The sequence below is a fragment of the Mesorhizobium sp. M0208 genome, from assembly GCF_040322015.1.
Classification (GTDB): Bacteria; Pseudomonadota; Alphaproteobacteria; order Rhizobiales; family Rhizobiaceae; genus Mesorhizobium.
In genome coordinates this window covers 103,039-120,298 of sequence record NZ_JAMYSP010000003.1, presented here as the reverse complement: position 1 = coordinate 120,298, position 17,260 = coordinate 103,039, and the positions used below count along the sequence as shown (strand labels likewise).

The window sequence follows — 17,260 nt, the reverse complement described above, 5'->3', positions numbered from 1 at the left end:
CTTTCGGTTCAGGGAATCATGCGCTAGCCCAACGCCTGCGCAATCAGCGCCAGCACTGCCGGCACGGCGTCGGTCGCGGGCGGCTTTCGGGGTTGCCAACAGTTTTGCATTGATATCTTTTCTCGCCGTCAAATCAGCGGAACCCACAATGTCCTTTCAAAAACTCGACGACCTCGGCCACAAGCTCGAAGCACTGGAACACGCCCTTGCCATCCTCGGCGCCGATGAAGCGACCCATATGGCGGTCGGCGGCGGCGAGAAGCGCGCGGAGGCAATGTCGGCGCTTGCCGGCATGCACCATGCCCGGGCGACTGCGCCGGAGATTGCCGATTGGATCGCGGCGGCCGAGCAGGAAGCGCTGAACGAAGAGCAGCAGGCCGCGGTCAGGGAATTCCGCCGGCAATACACCAACCTGACCTGCCTGCCGGTCGAGTTCGTCGAGCGCCAGACGACCGCGCGCATGCGCTCCGAGCAGCTCTGGCGCGACCTGCGCGCCAAGAACGACTGGGCCGGCTTCCTGCCGGCGCTGGAAGGCGTCGTGGCGCTAGTCCGCGAGGAGGCGGCACTTCGCGCCGAGGTACTCGGGCTCGAGCCTTACGACGCGCTGATGGAGCAATATGACCCGGGCAATCGCACCGCCGACATCACGCCTGTGTTTGCCGAGTTGAAAGCCTTCCTGAAAGGCTTCGTACCGGAGGCACTGGCCGTGCAGGAAGAGCGGCTGGCGAAACATCCGCTGAAGCCACTTTCCGGCAGCTACCCCTTGGACAAGCAGCGCGAGCTCGGCCTCGCCATGATGGCGGCAGTCGGCTTCGACCTCACCCACGGCTCGCTGTCGGTTTCGCACCATCCTTTCTGCGGCGGGGTGCCGAGCGACGTGCGCATCACCACCCGCTACAAGACCTCGGATTTCCTGTCGGCGCTGATGGGCGTGCTGCACGAGACCGGCCATGCGCTGTACGAGCAGAACCTGCCGAAGGCGTGGGCGCACTGGCCGCTTGGCAAAGCGCGCGGCATGGCGGTGCATGAAAGCCAGAGCCTGTTCGTCGAAAAGCAGATCGGCCGCAATCCAGAATTCTGGCGCTGGGCGCTGCCGGTGCTCGAAAGACACCTTGGTGAGATCTGGACGATCGACGACATCCTGCCGCATGTGCACCGGGTCGAGCGCGGCCTGATCCGTGTCGATGCCGACGAGGTCACCTATCCGCTGCACGTCATCCTGCGCTACGAGCTGGAGCAGGAGCTTGTCTCGGGACGGCTGGAAGCAGCAGACCTGCCCGAGGCCTGGGATGCCAAAATGCGCGATTATCTCGGCCTGTCGACATCAGACAATCCGGCTGATGGTCCGATGCAGGACGTCCACTGGCCGGGTGCCGCCTTCGGCTATTTCCCCTCCTACACGCTCGGCGCCATGATGGCGGCACAGCAATGGGCGGCGTTGACCAGAGATCATCCTTCAGCCGACGAAGACCTCGCCAAGGGCGATTTCGCCGCGATCAACGACTGGCGCCGCAAAAGGATCTGGTCGCAAGGCTCGCGCTGGTCGACGCCGGAACTGCTCCAACGCGCCACCGGCGAAAAGCTCAATGCCGTGCATTTCACCAATCACCTGAAGAAGCGGTACGGGAAGTGAGCCGCTCCGTCTATTCCCGGCTCTTGCCGCGGTGACCGCGGAAATCCGCGAAACTGGCCTTTACTTTGGTGGGAAAGCCTCTGAAAAAGGAGTTCTTCCAAGTTGGGCGAGCGTAGATGTCTGCCTGTTACAGTTTTCATAGGGTGAAGTCTTTCTGGCCCCGCTTGGTATTTTTCATCTTATTGATCGGTCTGAGTTCTCCGGCCATGTCCGACGACATGGTTTTCAAGGGTCCGGCAGAAAGCTGGGTAAAGCAGCTTGATATTCCGGCTGCCGATCCCGCCCGATCGGATCAAATCAAGAATGGCGTTTCATGGCTGCTCTCGGACGACCAGATCAAGCATCGCGCCGGCGGCTATGTCGAGTACTCGCGCACCGTCTATAAGATCGTCGACCGTCCCGGCCTGGATCGTGGCGCGAGTATCGATCTGCAGTTCGATCCGTCCCGGCACAAGGTCACGCTCAACCATCTTCACATCATCCGCGATGGCGCCGTTCTGGACCGGCTGGAAGGCGTCGAATTCGACATCTTCCGCAGGGAAAGAGACGCCGAGAAAGGCGTCTTCGACGGCTGGCTGACTGCACATGTCAACATCGATGACGTGCGTGCCGGCGACATCGTCGATTACGGGTCGACCTACGAAGTAACACCGCTGGTCGGCAAGGACCTTTTCTTCAAGAATTTCTCCACCGAATGGGAAGAGCCGGTAGCGCTTCTCCGCACAAGCATCATTTGGCCTTCGGGCCAGCCGCTCCAGATCAAGACAAGGGGAACCCGACTTAAGCCCTCAATCTCCCCGACTGGGCCGGACACCACTTATCTATGGGAAATTCCAAACCCGAAACCGGTCAATGTCGAGGACAACCTGCCCGTGACCTATCCAGGCTGGGGCTCCATCGATGTCGCGTCTACCGCGAATTGGCAAAGTGTGGTCGATGCCGTTGCGCCCTATTACAAGCCAGCGACCGTTTTCCCCCCGGCTTTTGCCGCAAAGCTCGATGACATCGCTCTGCGGCATCCGGCGCCGGAGGACCGAATGGTCGAGGCAACGCGGTTGGTGCAGGACCAGATCCGCTATGTAAGCCTGTCGATGGGTGCCGGTTCCTACGTTCCGCGTGATCCCGCGACGGTCATCCTGAGCGGGTTCGGTGACTGCAAGGACAAGGCCCTGCTGCTGGTTTCGTCGCTTGTGCGGCTTGGCATTGCTGCCGAGGTCGCCTTGGCCGATCTCGACGAGGGACGGGCCCTGGACCAGCATCTGCCGGCGCTCCGCGATTTCGACCATGCCATAGTCAAGGCAAGGATCGGAGCAAAGACATATTGGCTGGACGCCACGAACTATCTTCAGGGCGGCAGGGCGCACAATCTCGCACAGCCGGACTACGGCTTCGCGCTGCCGCTTTCCAGCACCGGCGGGTTGGAGAAGATGCCGAGCCCTGTGCTCACCAGCCCATCGATCCAGATCGCCGAGGAATTCGACTTTCCGCGCAAACCGGGCGATCCCTTGGTGCTGACGGTCTTCTCGACATATGAGGACGCCGATGCCGATTGGATGCGCGGCAATTTCGCCAGCCGGTCGCTGAGCGAGGTGTCAGACGCCTACCTGAAATACTACAACAAGCAATATCCGGGCATCCAAACCATCGCCAAGCCGGAAATCGTGGATCGCCGCGACGGCAACATAGTGAGTGTGAAGGAAAGTTATCGCTTGCCGGCGGAGGCGCTGGCGGCCAACGATCTGGCAAAGAATTTCCCGATCCGCGCGGCCGATCTCGGCAACAACTCTCTTCCAACCCCGACAATCGTCGACCGAACCGGGCCCGTCTCCCTCGGCTCCCAGTTCTACCGCCGCCACAAGGTGACCGTGCGCAACGTCAAGGCGAGGTTTTCCGGCGAATCGATGAAAAACGTCGTGACGCCCTACCTGTCTCTCGAGGCGTCCTGGTCCAACACGCCCACCGAGTTTCAAGTTGAATGGAACTTTCAGACGCTGGCAAGCGAAGTGCCGGCGAAGGCGATTGCCGACTATCTGAAAACCGTCGATGAGGTCGCAGACCAAATTCGCTGGCAGTACGATTTTACCTATGAAGAGCCGCCTGCCGATGTGCCGCTCAGCGATCCGGCAAAGGAGCAGCGACAGACGGTCGCCAGCATGCTTTTGTTGTCGTTGCTTGTCGGCGTTCCCCTCTTCATCGCCTATCGACGCGGCAAACGCCGAGCTTTCGGTAGCTGAAGAATCCCGGCCGTCGCGGGCAGACCTACTCGGCCGCGCCCCTGAAAGCATTCGCACCGGTATCGAACTGCAGCTTGGCCAGCCGCGCATAGATGCCGCCCTTGGCGACCAGGCTCTGATGCGTGCCTTCCTCGACGATGCGGCCGCCATCCATGACCAGGATGCGATCGGCCTTCAGCACGGTTGCTATCCGATGGGCGATGACGATCGTGGTGCGGCCCTGCATCAGCCGGTCCAGCGCCGTCTGCACCAGCGTCTCGCTTTCGGCATCGAGTGCCGAGGTCGCCTCGTCGAGCAGAAGGATCGGCGCATCGCGCAGAATGGCGCGGGCGATCGCCACGCGCTGGCGCTGGCCGCCCGACAGCGTCACGCCGCGCTCGCCGACCTGGCTGTCATAGCCTTTTTCGAGCTTCAGGATGAACTCGTCGGCAAGCGCGTCCTTCGCCGCCGCCTCGATCTCGGCCTGGCTAGCACCGGGCCGGCCAAAGCCGATATTGTCGCGCGCGCTCGCCGCAAAAATGGTGACGTCCTGCGGCACGATGGCGATGCGCGCGCGGATCGCGGCCGGATCGGCCTCGCGCAGATCGACCCCGTCGATGACGATCCTGCCGGCCTCCGGATCGTAGAAGCGCAGAAGCAGCGAAAACACCGTGCTCTTGCCGGCGCCGGATGGCCCGACGATCGCCACCGTCTCACCGGGTTTGACCTGAAAGCTCAGGCCATGGACGGCGGCGCGGTCGGGCCGGGCCGGATAGGAGAAGGAGACATCGTCGAAGCTGACCGCGCCTCTCGCCTTTGCCGGCAGCGGCGTCGGATCGGCGGGCGCCTGGATCGCGGGTTTCTCGGCCAGGATCTCGGTCAGCCGTTCGGCGGCGCCCGCTGCCTGGGACAGTTCGCCCCAGACTTCCGACAGGGCGCCGAGCGCGCCGGCGGCGAACACCGAATAGAGCAGGAATTGGCCAAGCGTGCCCGGCGACAGCGTGCCGTCGAGCACGTCGCGCGAACCGAACCACAGCACCGCCACGACCGACGAAAAGATCATGAAGATGGCGAAGAAGGTGAGAAAGGAGCGGGCAAAGATCGAGGCCCGCGCCGCTTCGAACGCTGCTTCCACGGCGGATGAAAAATACCCGGTTACAAGCTTCTCGTTGGTGAAGGCCTGCAGGGTGCGCACCGCGCCGATCTGCTCGCTGGCGTAGGCGGTGGCATTGGCCAGAGTATCCTGCGCCAGCCGTGACTTGCGCCGCACCGAGCGGCCGAAGGCGACCAGCGGCAGCACGATTAGCGGAATGGCCGCGATAACCAGGCCGGACAGTTTTGGGCTGGTGAAGACCATCATCGCCACGGCGCCGAGGCCAAGGATGACGTTGCGCAAAGCCACCGAGGCGGTGGCACCGACGGCCGATTTGACCTGCGTCGTGTCGGCGGCGAGCCGCGAGACGATCTCGCCCGACTGGGCCGTATCGAAGAAGGAGGGCGACAGCGTAGTGACGTGGGCAAAGACATCGCGGCGGATATCGGCAACGACGCGCTCGCCAAGCGTGATGACGAAATAGTAGCGGCTGGCAGACGCCGCCGCCAGCACGGCGGCCATCACCACCAGCATGGCGAAATATTCGGCAATGAAGCTGGAATCGGAAGCGGAAAAGCCGTGATCTATCATCCGCCGCACGGCCAGCGGCAGCGCCAGTGTCGTCGCCGCCGCGACGGCCAGCGAGGCGATCGCGCCGATGACCATTTTGCGGTAATGCATGATATAGGGAAACAGGCGCTGCAGCGGCCTCAGCGAGCGCTTGCGCTCGTCTGCATCGCCGCTGATGTTCGCCATGACCCGTTTCCTTTGGCCCTTTGAGGTTTGCGCCATCAATATGCGCTTGCCGCGGCCTTGTGATTCAATTCCGGCTGATGTATAGGCTCGCCGACCGTTTTAGAAGCCGTGGCTCCTCAATAGCTGCGGCTTCGAGTTTTAAAAAGGGGCGCATCGACGCAGGCTTCAGCCCGTCGGCAGCACCCGGCAAGCCAGGAACAGACCCATGAAGACCGACATCCATCCCGACTATCACACCATCAAGGTCGTCATGACCGACGGCACCGAATACATGACCCGTTCGACCTGGGGCAAGGAAGGCGATACGATGAACCTCGATATCGACCCGACCACTCATCCGGCCTGGACCGGCGGCCAGCAGACCCTGCTCGACCGCGGTGGCCGCCTGTCGAAGTTCAAGAAGCGTTTCGAAGGTTTCGGCCTCTAAGCACTGGCGTTTCGCTGATCGAGAAACCCGCCCTCGTGGCGGGTTTTTTATTGATTGGGCCTCAGCGGCAATCATCTCAGGTTTGGCGCTGCCCCTCACCCTTACCCTCTCCTCGTGAAGAACGGGGCGAGGGGTCGCCGGCGCTGGAGTTCCCCCTTCTTCCCGTCTCTAACGAGGAGAAGGTGCCGGCAGGCAGATGAGGGCCAGCGCCCCGCTTCCGCAGTTGATCGCCACCACCTAACGGCCTGTCCCTACGAGCACGGCGGCCTACCCGTCCACCAGCTCGCGCAGCGCCATTCGCTTGTAAGCGGCAACCAGCCTGTCGCCTTCTTCTCGCCCGACCGAGATCGCCAGCCGCATGGCGGCTTCGCCCAGCTGCCAGATGAGAAATGCCGTCGCTTCCAGCGCCGCCGGATCGGCAGACGGCCGCAGCCTTTTCAGCACCGCAGTGAGGAATTCGGCGTTGGCCCGGCTGTCGGCAAGCTCAAGCTCGCGCAGCGCCTTGTCGGCCTGCGTGCCCGACCAGATATCGCGCATCACCGGCTCCGCCAGGAACATTCCGTAGTAGGTATCCACCAGTTCCGAAAACGCCTTCCACAGGCCTTCGGCGTCACTGACCTCCGCCAATGCCGTGGCAATGCAGGCCTGGCTTTCCGCGGTGTAGCGCTCGGCCAGCGCCCAGATGATTGCCCGCTTGTCCGGGAAGAACTGGTAGAGCGAGCCGATCGACACGCCAGCCCTCTCGGCCACCACTCCCATGCGCATGGCGTCGCTGCCTTGCTCGGCGATCAGCGCCGAGGCGGCGGCCAGCATGCGCTCGACCCGCTCGCGGCTGCGCTGCTGGCTCGGTGCCCGGCGCGGCGATGCGATCTGGCCGTCCTGTGAATCCGATACGGCAGAGCCTTCCATCACTGTCTCCCGACGAACAATCAACAAATTGGCTTGACTCGCAAAATACGAGGGTTTATCACGTTTTGCAAATGTGAGGATTACTCACATTTCAAACTGAGGAAAATCGACATGAACCCTACTGTAACGAGACCAACTTTGATCCTCGGCGGCACCGGCAAGACCGGCCGTCGCCTCGCCGAGCGGCTGACGGCGCGGGGCCTACCGGTACGGATAGGCTCGCGCTCGGGCACGCCACCCTTCGACTGGGAAAACAAAGCCACTTGGGAACCCGCCCTTGATGGTGTCGGCGCCGTCTACATCAGCTACTATCCTGATCTTGCGGTGCCCGGCGCGGCCGACACGGTCGGCGTCTTCTCTCGCCTTGCCGTGCAGTGTGGTGTGCGCCGGCTGGTGCTGCTGTCGGGGCGCGGCGAAACGGAAGCGCAACGTGCCGAAGAGATGCTGAAAGCCTCAGGCGCCGATTGGACGATCCTGCGCTGCGCCTGGTTTTCCCAGAACTTCAGTGAGGGGTTTCTCGTGGATGCCCTGCGCGAGGGCGAGGTGGCGTTGCCGGTCGGCAATGTCGGTGAGCCATTCGTCGATGCCGACGATATCGCGGACGCCGCCTTTGCCGTACTAACCCGGCAGGGCCATATCGGCCAGCTCTACGAGTTGGCCGGGCCGCGGCTGCTGAGCTTCGCCGACGCGGTCGCCGAAATCGGCAGGGCCGTCGGCCGCGACATTCGTTTCAAGCGGATTTCACACGCCGAGTTCACCGCCGCCATCGCCACCCATGAGTTGCCGGCCGAGTTCGCGTGGCTGCTCAACGAGCTGTTCACCGAAGTCCTCGACGGCCGCAACGAGTCGCTGACAGACGGCGTCGAGCGCGTGCTCGGCCGCGCCCCAAAGGACTTTTCCGCCTACGCAACCGAAGCCGCCTCGACCGGCATCTGGAGCAACTGACATGATCATGAAACTGCTTCCCACCCTCACTTTCGTCGCTGCCATTGGCTCAGGCGTTGTCGGCGGCGTTTTCTTCGCCTTCTCCAACTTTATCATGCCGGCGCTCGCCCGCTTGCCTGCCGGAGGCGGCATCGCCGCCATGAATTCGATCAACATTACCGTGATTACGCCGGCATTCATGACCGCGCTTTTCGGCACCGGGCTGGTCTGTCTTGTCCTTGCCGCCGGCGCTCTTATCGGCTGGAGCCAACCGGGTGCATTCTGGCTCCTCGCCGGCGCCCTGATCTACCTCGTCGGCAACCCGATCGTGACGATGATGTTCAACGTGCCGCTCAACAACGCCCTGGCCGCCGTCGATCCGGCAAGCGCCAACGGCGCCGCGGTATGGGCCACTTATCTCAGGGACTGGGTGATGTGGAACCATGTCCGAACCACCACCGCCATCGTGGCGCTGGGCTGCTTCATCTTCGCATGGCGGTGAATGCAGGACGGAAGTATAAAAGCCTTCAGACAGGGTCTTTTGACTTATCGCCCTTGCGATCGGCATGGCCCAGATCGCGATCCGGATCGATGACGTCGCGAACCAGTTGCTTGAGCTTTGCGGCGTCGGGGAAACCGCCGTCCCGCTTGCGGTCCCAGACCAGCGTGTCATTGCAGGAAATGGTGAAGATGCCGCCGGTGCCGGGCACCAGCGTCACTTCGCCCAGATCGGTGCCGAAGGTCGACAGCAGCTCCTGCGCCATCCAGCTGGCCCTGAGCAGCCACAGGCACTGGGTGCAATAGGTGATGCGGACGCGGGCTCTGTCTGACACGTTCATGTCTCGGTCTCATCTGCGCGAACTGTGGTTACGGCAAATCGATCGTGTATCGGGTCGTTGCCAAGAGCTATGGATATTGCGATCCAGATCGGCCAGACCATAACCAAGACCAACGCGGCGTATGCACCGACAATCTCCAGCCGGGAGAAGTCCTGCGCGACCCCAGGAGCGCTGCCCCAAGCCTGAACAGTGTACCACCCTCCCATGAACATTATGGGCAAAGCGCCGAGAAATTTCATTCCCTGCCGCCGAACAGCCTTTCGTACGGGTAGTCCGATTCTATTTTTGTCATCCTGGTCATGCACTATGAGCGCCGCGAACCGCTTGCCGATTGGCTGGCCAGAGGTCAACTCCATGACAAGGAGATAAGACGCGAGAACGACCAGTTCGAGGAAACCCAGATCCAATGCTGCCGGTCGGATATTGCCCTGCGAATCCAAATCAAATGAGATGGAGGGATTTCCTTCAGACTGTGAGCCCGAAGCCGTTCCCAGGGCCCATTCGGCGACCGTCAAACCGAACAGCGACGTTCTGCATATCTGCCAATCGTAACGGGCAAATGATGGATCACTTGCTCCGTTTAACGTAGCCGCCTGACATAGTCTCCAGTTCAACCAAAAGCTGCCTTTGACTCCGCCGTCAGTTAGCAGAAACAAACCCGCTACAAGTCCGTAAAGAGGTATCAGGACGATAAGATAGTCGATGATCGAAGCGAACAGCCGGCGCCATATGCCACCCCGGCGAGGCCAGGACATCGCGTCAGAAAAACGAGCCTCGTCAGTGTCAGTCATCCGTCCCCCATCAGTAACTGACAGCTCTAGAAGAAAGATACGTGATCGATGCGCGGCGTTTTCAACTTATGCCGCGCTGAGCTTCGCCAAGGTCTCCTCGTCGACCTCGAAATTGGCGTAGACGCTCTGCACGTCGTCGTCGTCTTCGAGCGTCGCGACCAGCTTCATCAGCGATTGTGCACGCTCCTCGTCGACCGCGATATTGGTCTGCGGCTTCCAGATCGGCTTCACTGATTCAGCCTCGCCGAGTGCGCCTTCCAGCGCCTTCGACACTTCGCCGAGATTCTCGAAGGCGCAATAGATCGTGTGGCCTTCCTCGTCCGACTGGACATCGTCGGCGCCGGCCTCGATCGCTGCGTCCATCACTTTCTCGGCGCTGCCGGCCGATGCCGGATAGTAGATCTCGCCGACGCGGTCCCACATGAACGAAACCGAGCCGGTCTCGCCCAGCGCCCCGCCGGCTTTGGTGAAGGCAGCGCGCACATTCGACGCCGAGCGGTTGCGGTTGTCGGTCAGCACCTCGACGATCAGCGCGACGCCGCCTGGCCCGTAACCCTCGTAGCGAACGGCTTCGTAGGTCTCGGCATCGCCCATCGACGCCTTGTTGATGGCGCGCTGGATGTTGTCCTTCGGCATCGACACCGCCTTGGCGTTCTGCACTGCAAGGCGCAGGCGCGGGTTCATCGATGGATCGGGCGTGCCGCTCTTGGCGGCGACGGTGATTTCGCGCGCCAGCTTGGAAAACATTTTCGATCGCACCGCATCCTGGCGGCCCTTGCGATGCATGATGTTCTTGAACTGTGAATGGCCAGCCATGGCACCCCTGTCGTTTTCTCGGCTAGAGCATCTGCGGCCTGGTGAACCACCCGGCGCCTTGCAAAATGCTCGAATTCAAAACTTCAGAACGTCCTGCTGCGTCCGGACGGACGTACGGCGCTCTCTGTCGGAATGGCCGGCTTATAGATAAATCGGCTCAATTCGTCCAGCCGCGCCATTGCGTCGGACACGCAAGGGTCTCAAGGCCCGAAAGTGGCAGGCTTCGGCAACCTTTCATCCCTCAAGATCGGATTTCAGCCGGTCGAGGATGCTGATCGCGTGCGTGGCATATTGACTGATCCAGCGGTCGTGGATGTGCTTGATCGGCAGCGCGTTGAGATGGTTCCAGCGTTCGCGCCCCTCGCGGCGCACCACGACCAGGTCGGCCTCCTCCAGCACCTTCAGATGCAGCATGACCGTGCAGCGGTCCATGTCTGGGAAGGCATCGCACAGCATGCCGGTGGTCTGCGGCGCATCCTTCAGCCGGTCCAGCAACGCACGCCGGCGCGGATGCGCCAGCGCCTTGAAAACATTGTCGTCCTGCGCCGTGCTTGACATGTTATGTTTTTATAACATAATGCCGTTGCATTCAAGGAAGGAGCTGTGGATATGTCTCTTGGATTCAGGGTTTCTGGCCGCATCGGCAAACCCGTCGCCGAAGTCTTCGATGCGGTCGTCAATCCGAAGAAGCTCAGCGGCTACTTCACCACGATCGGCGGCGCCAGCACACCGCTGCTGGCGGGCGCCACCGTCATCTGGTGGGGCAAGGTTCCCGTGGAGGTCGACAAGGTGGAGAAAGACAGCCGCATCGTGCTGCGCTGGGATGCGACCGACGCCGACGGCGAGCCCGCGTACAAGACCCGCATCGAGATGAATTTCGAGCCGCTCGACGACGGCGGCACCTTCGTCACCATCGCCGAAACCGGCTGGCACGAGGACGCGGTCGGCCTGAAGAAATCTTACCTCAATTGCGAGGGCTGGTCGCAGATGCTGGCCTGCATGAAGGCCTATGTCGAATACGGCATCAATCTGCGCGACGGCTATTACCGCAGCGAGATGAAGGGCGAGCCGGCCAACGAGAACAACATCTGAGAGCAAATGGAGTAAGAATGACCGCGAAGATCACCGGCGGCATCAACATCGCGATGAAAGTCCCGCCGCATCAATACCAGGCAACGATCGCCTTCTATCGCGACGTCATCGGCCTGAAGCCATTCACGGCCAAACCGCCGGCCGTCGGCTTCGAACTCGGTCCCAATCGACTGTGGATCGACGAGGCGCCGATGATGAGCCAGGCCGAGATCTGGCTGGAACTGTTCACCGATGATTTTCCGGCCGCAGCGGAGCATCTCGCCAAGGCCGGTGTCGTGCGCTGCGACGCCATCGAGGCACTGGGTGAAGGCTTTCGCGGCGGCTGGATCACCAACCCGGCCGACATCATTCACCTGGTGCGCGAACCCGATGCCTGGTGAACAGGCGGCACCGTGGAAAGGAGGACGATATGGAAATCCGCGAAACACCGACCGCCGAAGCCGGCATGCTGATAAGGCGGCCGGTCGCCGACGTATTCGAAGCCTTCGTCGATCCGGCGATCACGACGAAGTTCTGGTTCACCCATGGCAGCGACAGGTTGGACAGCGGCAAGGAAATCCATTGGGAATGGCGCATGTATGGCGTCTCGACGACGGTCAATGTCCGTGAAATCGTCGAAAACAAGAAGATCTTGATGCAATGGAGCGATCCGCCGACCACGGTCGTGTGGACCTTTACCGAGATGCCGGGCGCCACGACCTTTGTCGAGGTCCGCAATTTCGGCTTTGCCGGCAGCCTCGATGAGCAGGTCAAGCAGGCGATCGATTCGACCGGCGGTTTTGCGCTGGTGCTCGCCGGCGCCAAGGCGTGGCTGGAGCAAGGCGTGATGCTAGGCCTGATCGGCGACCGCCATCCGAAAGGCGTGCCGGGGCATTAGGTCAGCCGCGGTGGGTCATCCTCAGTGCCCGCCGCCCTTTGCCTTCTTCCGCCGCCGCGCCAGCATGTTGAGCCCTTCGACCAGGGCCGAAAAACCCATGGCGGCGTAGATATAGCCTTTCGGCACATGATAACCCATGCCGTCGGCGATCAGCGTCATGCCGATCATCAGCAGGAAGCCCAGCGCTAGCATGACGATGCTGGGGTTCTTGGCGATGAAATCGGCCAGCGGCCCGGCCGCCAGCATCATCACGCTCACCGCCACGATCACCGCGATGTACATGATCGCGATTTCGTCGGTCATGCCGACGGCGGTGATGATCGAGTCAATCGAGAAGACGAGGTCGAGCAGCAATATCTGGAAAATCGCGCCGGCCAGCGAAAGCTGCAGCGTCTCGCCCATCATCGTGTCCTGGTGATCATCGAGATCGACCGTGTGGTGGATCTCCTTGGTCGCCTTCCAGACGAGAAACAGGCCGCCGGCGATCAGGATCAGGTCGCGCCATGAAAACCCGTGGCCGAAGGCGGTGAATATAGGCGTCGTCAGTTGGACGATGATCAAAATGGTGGCCAGCAGGATCAGCCGCATCACCAGCGCGGCGGAGATGCCGAGCCGCCGGGCGCGGGCCCGCTGCGCTACCGGCAATTTGTTGGTCAGGATCGAGATGAAGATCAGATTGTCGATGCCGAGCACGACCTCCAGCACGACCAGCGTCAGCAGCGCGACCCATGCCGTCGGGTCGGAGACAAAGGCGAAATGCGGCGCCAGGAATTCGACTAGCTGCATGGAGGTCGTCCCCTCTACGATCTAGAGCAGTTTCGCCGGCAATTGGGTACTGCAAGCGTCCATATCAATGTCACGACCAGAAGGATGGAGCCGTTTCCTCCAGCCGCGGGCCGCGGCGAAACGGCGCGATGCGTTCGGTCAGGCCGCTACGGTCGGAAATGTCGACGCCGACGCCGCACAATGTCGCCGGTCCGGTCGACGCCTCGAAGCGGCCTTTCGGCACCTTGGACAAGAACCGGTTGAGCGGCTCCTCCTTGTCCATGCCGAGCGAGGAATCGTAATCGCCGCACATGCCGGCATCGGAAATATAACCGGTGCCGCCATTGAGGATCTGGTGATCGCCGGTCGGCTGATGCGTGTGAGTGCCGACAACAAGGCTGGCACGGCCGTCGACGAAGTGGGCGAAACACATTTTTTCCGAGGTCGCCTCGGCATGGAAATCAATGACGATTGCATCGGCCTGCTCACCAAGTGGACAAGCGGCAAGTTCGCGCTCGCCGGCCTGGAACGGATCGTCGAGCTCGGGATGCATGAACACCCGGCCCATGATGTTGGCGACCAGCACGCGCGCGCCGTTCCTGGCGATGTAGACGCCTGAGCCGCGCCCCGGCGTACCCTTGGGGAAATTGGACGGACGCAGGAAGCGCTCTTCGCGCGGCGCGAAAATCAGCGCATCGCGCTGGTCCCAGACATGGTTGCCGGTGGTGACGACATCGGCGCCGGCCGAGATCGTCTCGCGAAAAATCTCCTCGGTGATGCCGAAGCCGCCGGCGGCGTTCTCGCCATTGACGATGACGAAGTCGAGTTTGAAATCCGAGATCAGGCCGGGCAGTTGTTCCCACACCGCCGTACGTCCTGTCTTGCCGACCATGTCGCCGAGGAAGAGAAGTCTCATATAAGCGTGATCCCGAACCGAAGGTCAGCGAAGCAAAAAGCTGCATGACTTTCGGAAAAGACCATGCGTCCAGGAACTTATCTACAATTTCGGCGCGAACCGGCGCAACCCGCTCTCGGTGAGTATTTCCGGAATGATCACGTCATGCGGCTCGTCCGGCACCAGGGCCACCTCCTGGCAGTCGAAGGCAATGCCGATCAGCCGCGGCTGCTGCCCCTTGTCGGCCAGCCGCGCGATCGCCCGGTCATAATAGCCGGCGCCGTAACCGATGCGGTGGCCGCGCGCATCGAAGGCGGCAAGCGGCACCAGCATCATTTGGGGATCGAGCACCTCGGCTTCCTCATGCGGCCCGACGGTGCCGAAGCCCATGTCGATCATCGGCGCGCCGCGCACCAGTTCGCGAAAAACGATGGTGGTCTTGTTGAGGATGGCCGGCAGGCAGAGCCTTGCCCCCTTTTCGCGCAAGGCAAACATCAGCGGCCGGACGTCGACTTCCGAGCGCATCGGCCAGAAGCCTGAGACGATCTGGGCCGGCTCGACCGTGATCCGGTCGCGCGCCGTCTCGGCCATTTCGAGTGCTGCCTCCACCCGCCAGAAAGGATCGAGCGCGTCGCGGCGCCCGAGGGCTTGGTTGCGGAGAGTTTTTTTCAGGTCTTTTGGGGATGTCATGCGCCGACGTTAGAAAAGGTCAGATTTGGATGGAGTTTTACGAGCGACGTTTTGGAGGAGCGGGGCGAGCTTTCGTTCGTGAGAGCACCGCACAAAGCGGCGCGACGACAAGATCCGCCAGACATTGCCTTTTCGACAGGTGACGATCCACACAACCGGTGGAGAGAGCGATCCCGGGAACCTACAAAGTAGGTGGGCGCCGTATGAGAAAACCCACGGGTCTTCCCAGGGACAGCTCCCTAGGGATCATTAAGGCCCCGGGGAAAATGTTCTCCTGCCGGGAAGCGCAGACCGTCTCCGCCAATATAGGCAGACGGCAGACCAAGCGCCAGAGAGACGACATGTTTCGAGTCTTAAATCGACGCAGAACCGCTCGACGAGGGTCGCGCCGGCAAGATCCCCGCTTTGCCAGCAGCGCCTTGCACAGCGAAGGCCGCCTCCTTAGGGTCGCGCGATGAACCCGGGAGCAAAAATGCGTTTTGAAGGCACGGCAGCCTATGTCGCCGACAAGGATCTGATGGTGGCGGTCAACGCGGCGATCGCGCTCGAGCGGCCGTTGCTGGTCAAGGGCGAGCCCGGTACCGGCAAGACCGAACTTGCCCGCCAGGTGGCGGCGGCGCTCGGCCTCGATCTGATCGAATGGCATGTCAAATCGACCACGCGGGCGCAGCAGGGCCTCTATGAATATGATGCCGTCTCGCGGCTGCGCGACAGCCAGCTCGGCGACGAGCGCTTCAACTACATCCGCAATTACATCAAGCGCGGCAAGCTTTGGGACGCCTTTGCTGCCGGCAAGAAAGTCGTGCTTCTGATCGACGAGATCGACAAGGCCGATATCGAGTTCCCCAACGATCTGTTGCAGGAACTGGATCGGATGGAGTTCTTCGTCTACGAGACTGGCGAGACCATTCGTGCCACCGTCCGGCCGATCGTCATCATCACCTCCAACAACGAAAAAGAGCTGCCGGACGCCTTCCTGCGCCGCTGCTTCTTCCACTACATCCGCTTTCCCGACGTCGAGACGCTGCACAAAATCGTCGACGTGCACTATCCCGGCATCAAGCAGAACCTGGTGCGTGCCGCACTCACGCAATTCTATGAAATCCGTGACGTGCCGGGCCTCAAGAAGAAGCCGTCGACCTCCGAGGCACTCGACTGGATCCGCCTGCTGGTCGCCGACGACATCGCGCCCGAGGACCTGCGCGCCGACCCGAAGAACGCGCTGCCGAAACTGCACGGCGCCTTGCTGAAGAACGAACAGGACGTGCATCTGTTCGAGCGCCTGGCCTTCATGGCGAGACGGCAGGGGTGAGGGGCCGACGAAAGCCGCCGGACAGCGCTTTCCCGTCGCTGGACCGTTGCCGCCAGCGAGGCGTGAAGGCAGCTTCGTGTTGCCGAATTCAGAGGAAATGAAATGACCGAGATCACCGTCCGCCCGCTTGCGCAATCCGACCATGCCGACTGGCGGCGTCTGTGGACTGCCTACCTCACCTTCTACGAAACCAAGCTGCCGGAAGCGGTTTACGCCGTCACCTGGAAGGGGCTGTTCACGGCGGGCGAGTTCGAGCCAAAGGGTTTTATCGCCACCCTCGACGGCAAGGCCGTCGGCCTGACGCACTATCTCTACCATCGCTCCTGCTGGTCGCAGATAAATAACTGTTATCTGCAGGACCTGTTCGCCGCCCCCGATGTGCGCGGCAAGGGCGTCGGCGCCGCCCTGATCGAAGCGGTCAAGCAGGAAGCCGGCAAGATCGGCGTCAAGAACGTCTACTGGATGACGCACGAAACCAACACCACCGCACGCAAGCTCTACGACCACGTGGCGCGCAGGACCGGCTTTATCGAATATGATCTGCTCTGATGAAGCCAACGATTGAAATAATCACCTGTGCGCAATATATTGCGCATGATCAGGGGCGACAGTGCCGCTGATCGAGACCAACACGCGCAAGATTGTCACGAGGCTTTTACGTGACGGCTGGGTGAACGTAGGCGGCGGCAAACACGAGAAGTACGAGCATCCGGAAAGGCCGGAGATCATGATTATCGTGCCGCGGCATCGCGAACAATCTCGGGGTGTTGCGCGGTCGATCGCCCGGCTTGCTGGATGGATTTAAGGACGAATCATGACGCACTATGTCGGAATTCTTGACGGCGCAGATGAAGTCTGGGGAGTGCGGGTGCCTGATCTTCCCGGATGTCACGGCGGTGGCGCAAGTCCCGAAGAGGCGATAGCCGATGCGACTTCTGCCGTTCGCGAATGGGCAGAGACACGAATGGCGAAGAACTTGCCCTTGCCCGCCGCGCGCACTGTGGCAGATCTGCTCCGACTGGGCGAAGTCGATAGCGCTGCCGGTGAATCCGCCGTGATGATCCCTGTGCTGATCGATTCCGGACGGCCTGTCCGGGCCAATCTGTCGCTCGACGCAGGTCTTTTGGCGGCAATCGACGAAGAAGCGGGTCGGCGTGGTCTGACGCGTTCCGCCTTTATCGCCAGCGCCGCACGGGAGAAGATCGAGGGACACAGATAAAGTTGGACC

At 61.7% G+C, this 17,260-nt stretch carries 21 protein-coding genes and 1 other RNA gene; 12 read left to right on the top strand and 10 right to left on the bottom strand.

The genetic code is table 11. The features are described 5' to 3' along the window. Positions 1–148 precede the first annotated feature (148 nt). Positions 149–1,633, top strand: a complete 1,485-nt coding sequence (locus tag NKJ17_RS04350; RefSeq protein ID WP_352504934.1) for a carboxypeptidase M32 — start codon at positions 149–151, stop codon at positions 1,631–1,633. A gap of 206 nt (positions 1,634–1,839) precedes the next feature. After that, a complete protein-coding gene (locus NKJ17_RS04345; RefSeq protein ID WP_352687187.1) occupies positions 1,840–3,867 on the top strand; it encodes a DUF3857 domain-containing protein in 2,028 nt (675 codons plus the stop codon). Positions 3,868–3,892: 25 nt separating this feature from the next. Here NKJ17_RS04345 and NKJ17_RS04340 read toward each other — a convergent pair whose 3' ends face one another. Continuing rightward, positions 3,893–5,695 carry an ABC transporter transmembrane domain-containing protein gene (locus NKJ17_RS04340; RefSeq protein WP_352687184.1) on the bottom strand — a complete coding sequence of 601 codons (1,803 nt, stop codon included), beginning with the start codon at positions 5,693–5,695 and terminating at the stop codon, positions 3,893–3,895. A 205-nt stretch (positions 5,696–5,900) separates the two neighbouring features. Between NKJ17_RS04340 and rpmE the strand changes: the two genes are divergently transcribed. After that, positions 5,901–6,122: a 50S ribosomal protein L31 gene (gene rpmE / locus NKJ17_RS04335; RefSeq protein ID WP_006327661.1), complete on the top strand. Its 222-nt coding sequence runs from the start codon at positions 5,901–5,903 to the stop codon at positions 6,120–6,122. A 267-nt stretch (positions 6,123–6,389) separates the two neighbouring features. Here rpmE and NKJ17_RS04330 read toward each other — a convergent pair whose 3' ends face one another. After that, positions 6,390–7,031 (bottom strand): TetR/AcrR family transcriptional regulator, encoded by a 642-nt coding sequence (locus NKJ17_RS04330; RefSeq protein ID WP_352687181.1) that lies wholly within the window; start codon positions 7,029–7,031, stop codon positions 6,390–6,392. 111 nt (positions 7,032–7,142) lie between these two features. On the opposite strand from NKJ17_RS04330, the gene NKJ17_RS04325 reads away from it, so the two are divergent. Both NKJ17_RS04325 and NKJ17_RS04320 read left to right on the top strand, forming a co-directional pair. After that, positions 7,143–7,976, top strand: coding sequence for an NAD(P)H-binding protein (locus NKJ17_RS04325; protein WP_352687178.1), 834 nt, complete (start codon positions 7,143–7,145; stop codon positions 7,974–7,976). A 1-nt stretch (position 7,977) separates the two neighbouring features. Beyond that, positions 7,978–8,457, top strand: coding sequence for an anthrone oxygenase family protein (locus NKJ17_RS04320; RefSeq protein WP_352648998.1), 480 nt, complete (start codon positions 7,978–7,980; stop codon positions 8,455–8,457). Between the two features lie 25 nt (positions 8,458–8,482). Here NKJ17_RS04320 and NKJ17_RS04315 read toward each other — a convergent pair whose 3' ends face one another. The 4 genes from NKJ17_RS04315 to NKJ17_RS04300 all read right to left on the bottom strand — a co-directional run bounded on the left by NKJ17_RS04315 (position 8,483) and on the right by NKJ17_RS04300 (position 10,959). Then, positions 8,483–8,794 carry an Rdx family protein gene (locus tag NKJ17_RS04315; RefSeq protein ID WP_352687175.1) on the bottom strand — a complete coding sequence of 104 codons (312 nt, stop codon included), beginning with the start codon at positions 8,792–8,794 and terminating at the stop codon, positions 8,483–8,485. Beyond that, positions 8,791–9,585: an RDD family protein gene (locus tag NKJ17_RS04310; RefSeq protein ID WP_352504928.1), complete on the bottom strand. Its 795-nt coding sequence runs from the start codon at positions 9,583–9,585 to the stop codon at positions 8,791–8,793. Before NKJ17_RS04310 ends, NKJ17_RS04315 begins: the two co-directional genes overlap by 4 nt. Positions 9,586–9,651: 66 nt before the next feature. After that, the gene (locus NKJ17_RS04305) at positions 9,652–10,401 is read right to left on the bottom strand and encodes a YebC/PmpR family DNA-binding transcriptional regulator (RefSeq protein ID WP_352687172.1); all 750 of its coding nucleotides are present in this window, start codon (positions 10,399–10,401) and stop codon (positions 9,652–9,654) included. Between the two features lie 234 nt (positions 10,402–10,635). Then, a complete protein-coding gene (locus NKJ17_RS04300; RefSeq protein ID WP_254816436.1) occupies positions 10,636–10,959 on the bottom strand; it encodes an ArsR/SmtB family transcription factor in 324 nt (107 codons plus the stop codon). A gap of 51 nt (positions 10,960–11,010) precedes the next feature. Between NKJ17_RS04300 and NKJ17_RS04295 the strand changes: the two genes are divergently transcribed. Genes NKJ17_RS04295 through NKJ17_RS04285 form a run of 3 tightly spaced genes read left to right on the top strand, consistent with a single transcriptional unit; the run spans position 11,011 to position 12,370 of the window. Further along, positions 11,011–11,493, top strand: coding sequence for an SRPBCC domain-containing protein (locus tag NKJ17_RS04295; RefSeq protein WP_352687169.1), 483 nt, complete (start codon positions 11,011–11,013; stop codon positions 11,491–11,493). 17 nt (positions 11,494–11,510) lie between these two features. Continuing rightward, positions 11,511–11,873 (top strand): VOC family protein, encoded by a 363-nt coding sequence (locus NKJ17_RS04290; RefSeq protein ID WP_352479626.1) that lies wholly within the window; start codon positions 11,511–11,513, stop codon positions 11,871–11,873. 29 nt (positions 11,874–11,902) lie between these two features. After that, positions 11,903–12,370 (top strand): SRPBCC family protein, encoded by a 468-nt coding sequence (locus tag NKJ17_RS04285; RefSeq protein ID WP_352479625.1) that lies wholly within the window; start codon positions 11,903–11,905, stop codon positions 12,368–12,370. Between the two features lie 21 nt (positions 12,371–12,391). On the opposite strand, the gene NKJ17_RS04280 is transcribed toward NKJ17_RS04285, so the two are convergent. The 4 genes from NKJ17_RS04280 to ssrS all read right to left on the bottom strand — a co-directional run bounded on the left by NKJ17_RS04280 (position 12,392) and on the right by ssrS (position 15,016). Next, positions 12,392–13,156, bottom strand: a complete 765-nt coding sequence (locus NKJ17_RS04280) for a TerC family protein (protein WP_352687165.1) — start codon at positions 13,154–13,156, stop codon at positions 12,392–12,394. Between the two features lie 70 nt (positions 13,157–13,226). Further along, complete coding sequence (locus NKJ17_RS04275; RefSeq protein WP_023678036.1) at positions 13,227–14,051, bottom strand: TIGR00282 family metallophosphoesterase; 825 nt, start codon at positions 14,049–14,051, stop codon at positions 13,227–13,229. Positions 14,052–14,132: 81 nt separating this feature from the next. Beyond that, positions 14,133–14,720, bottom strand: a complete 588-nt coding sequence (locus NKJ17_RS04270) for a 5-formyltetrahydrofolate cyclo-ligase (protein ID WP_352450855.1) — start codon at positions 14,718–14,720, stop codon at positions 14,133–14,135. Between the two features lie 140 nt (positions 14,721–14,860). Then, positions 14,861–15,016: non-coding RNA, 6S RNA (ssrS, locus tag NKJ17_RS04265), on the bottom strand. Positions 15,017–15,192: 176 nt separating this feature from the next. On the opposite strand from ssrS, the gene NKJ17_RS04260 reads away from it, so the two are divergent. The 4 genes from NKJ17_RS04260 (at position 15,193) to NKJ17_RS04245 (ending at position 17,251) form a co-directional block, all read left to right on the top strand. Beyond that, the gene (locus NKJ17_RS04260) at positions 15,193–16,032 is read left to right on the top strand and encodes an AAA family ATPase (protein WP_352687162.1); all 840 of its coding nucleotides are present in this window, start codon (positions 15,193–15,195) and stop codon (positions 16,030–16,032) included. Positions 16,033–16,134: 102 nt separating this feature from the next. After that, entirely contained in the window at positions 16,135–16,581 is a 447-nt protein-coding gene (locus NKJ17_RS04255) for a GNAT family N-acetyltransferase (protein WP_352687159.1), read from the top strand. Between the two features lie 61 nt (positions 16,582–16,642). Then, on the top strand, positions 16,643–16,837 hold the full coding sequence (locus NKJ17_RS04250) for a type II toxin-antitoxin system HicA family toxin (protein WP_352687156.1): 195 nt from the start codon (positions 16,643–16,645) through the stop codon (positions 16,835–16,837). A 9-nt stretch (positions 16,838–16,846) separates the two neighbouring features. Next, positions 16,847–17,251 (top strand): type II toxin-antitoxin system HicB family antitoxin, encoded by a 405-nt coding sequence (locus NKJ17_RS04245; protein ID WP_254816428.1) that lies wholly within the window; start codon positions 16,847–16,849, stop codon positions 17,249–17,251. Positions 17,252–17,260: the final 9 nt, after the last annotated feature.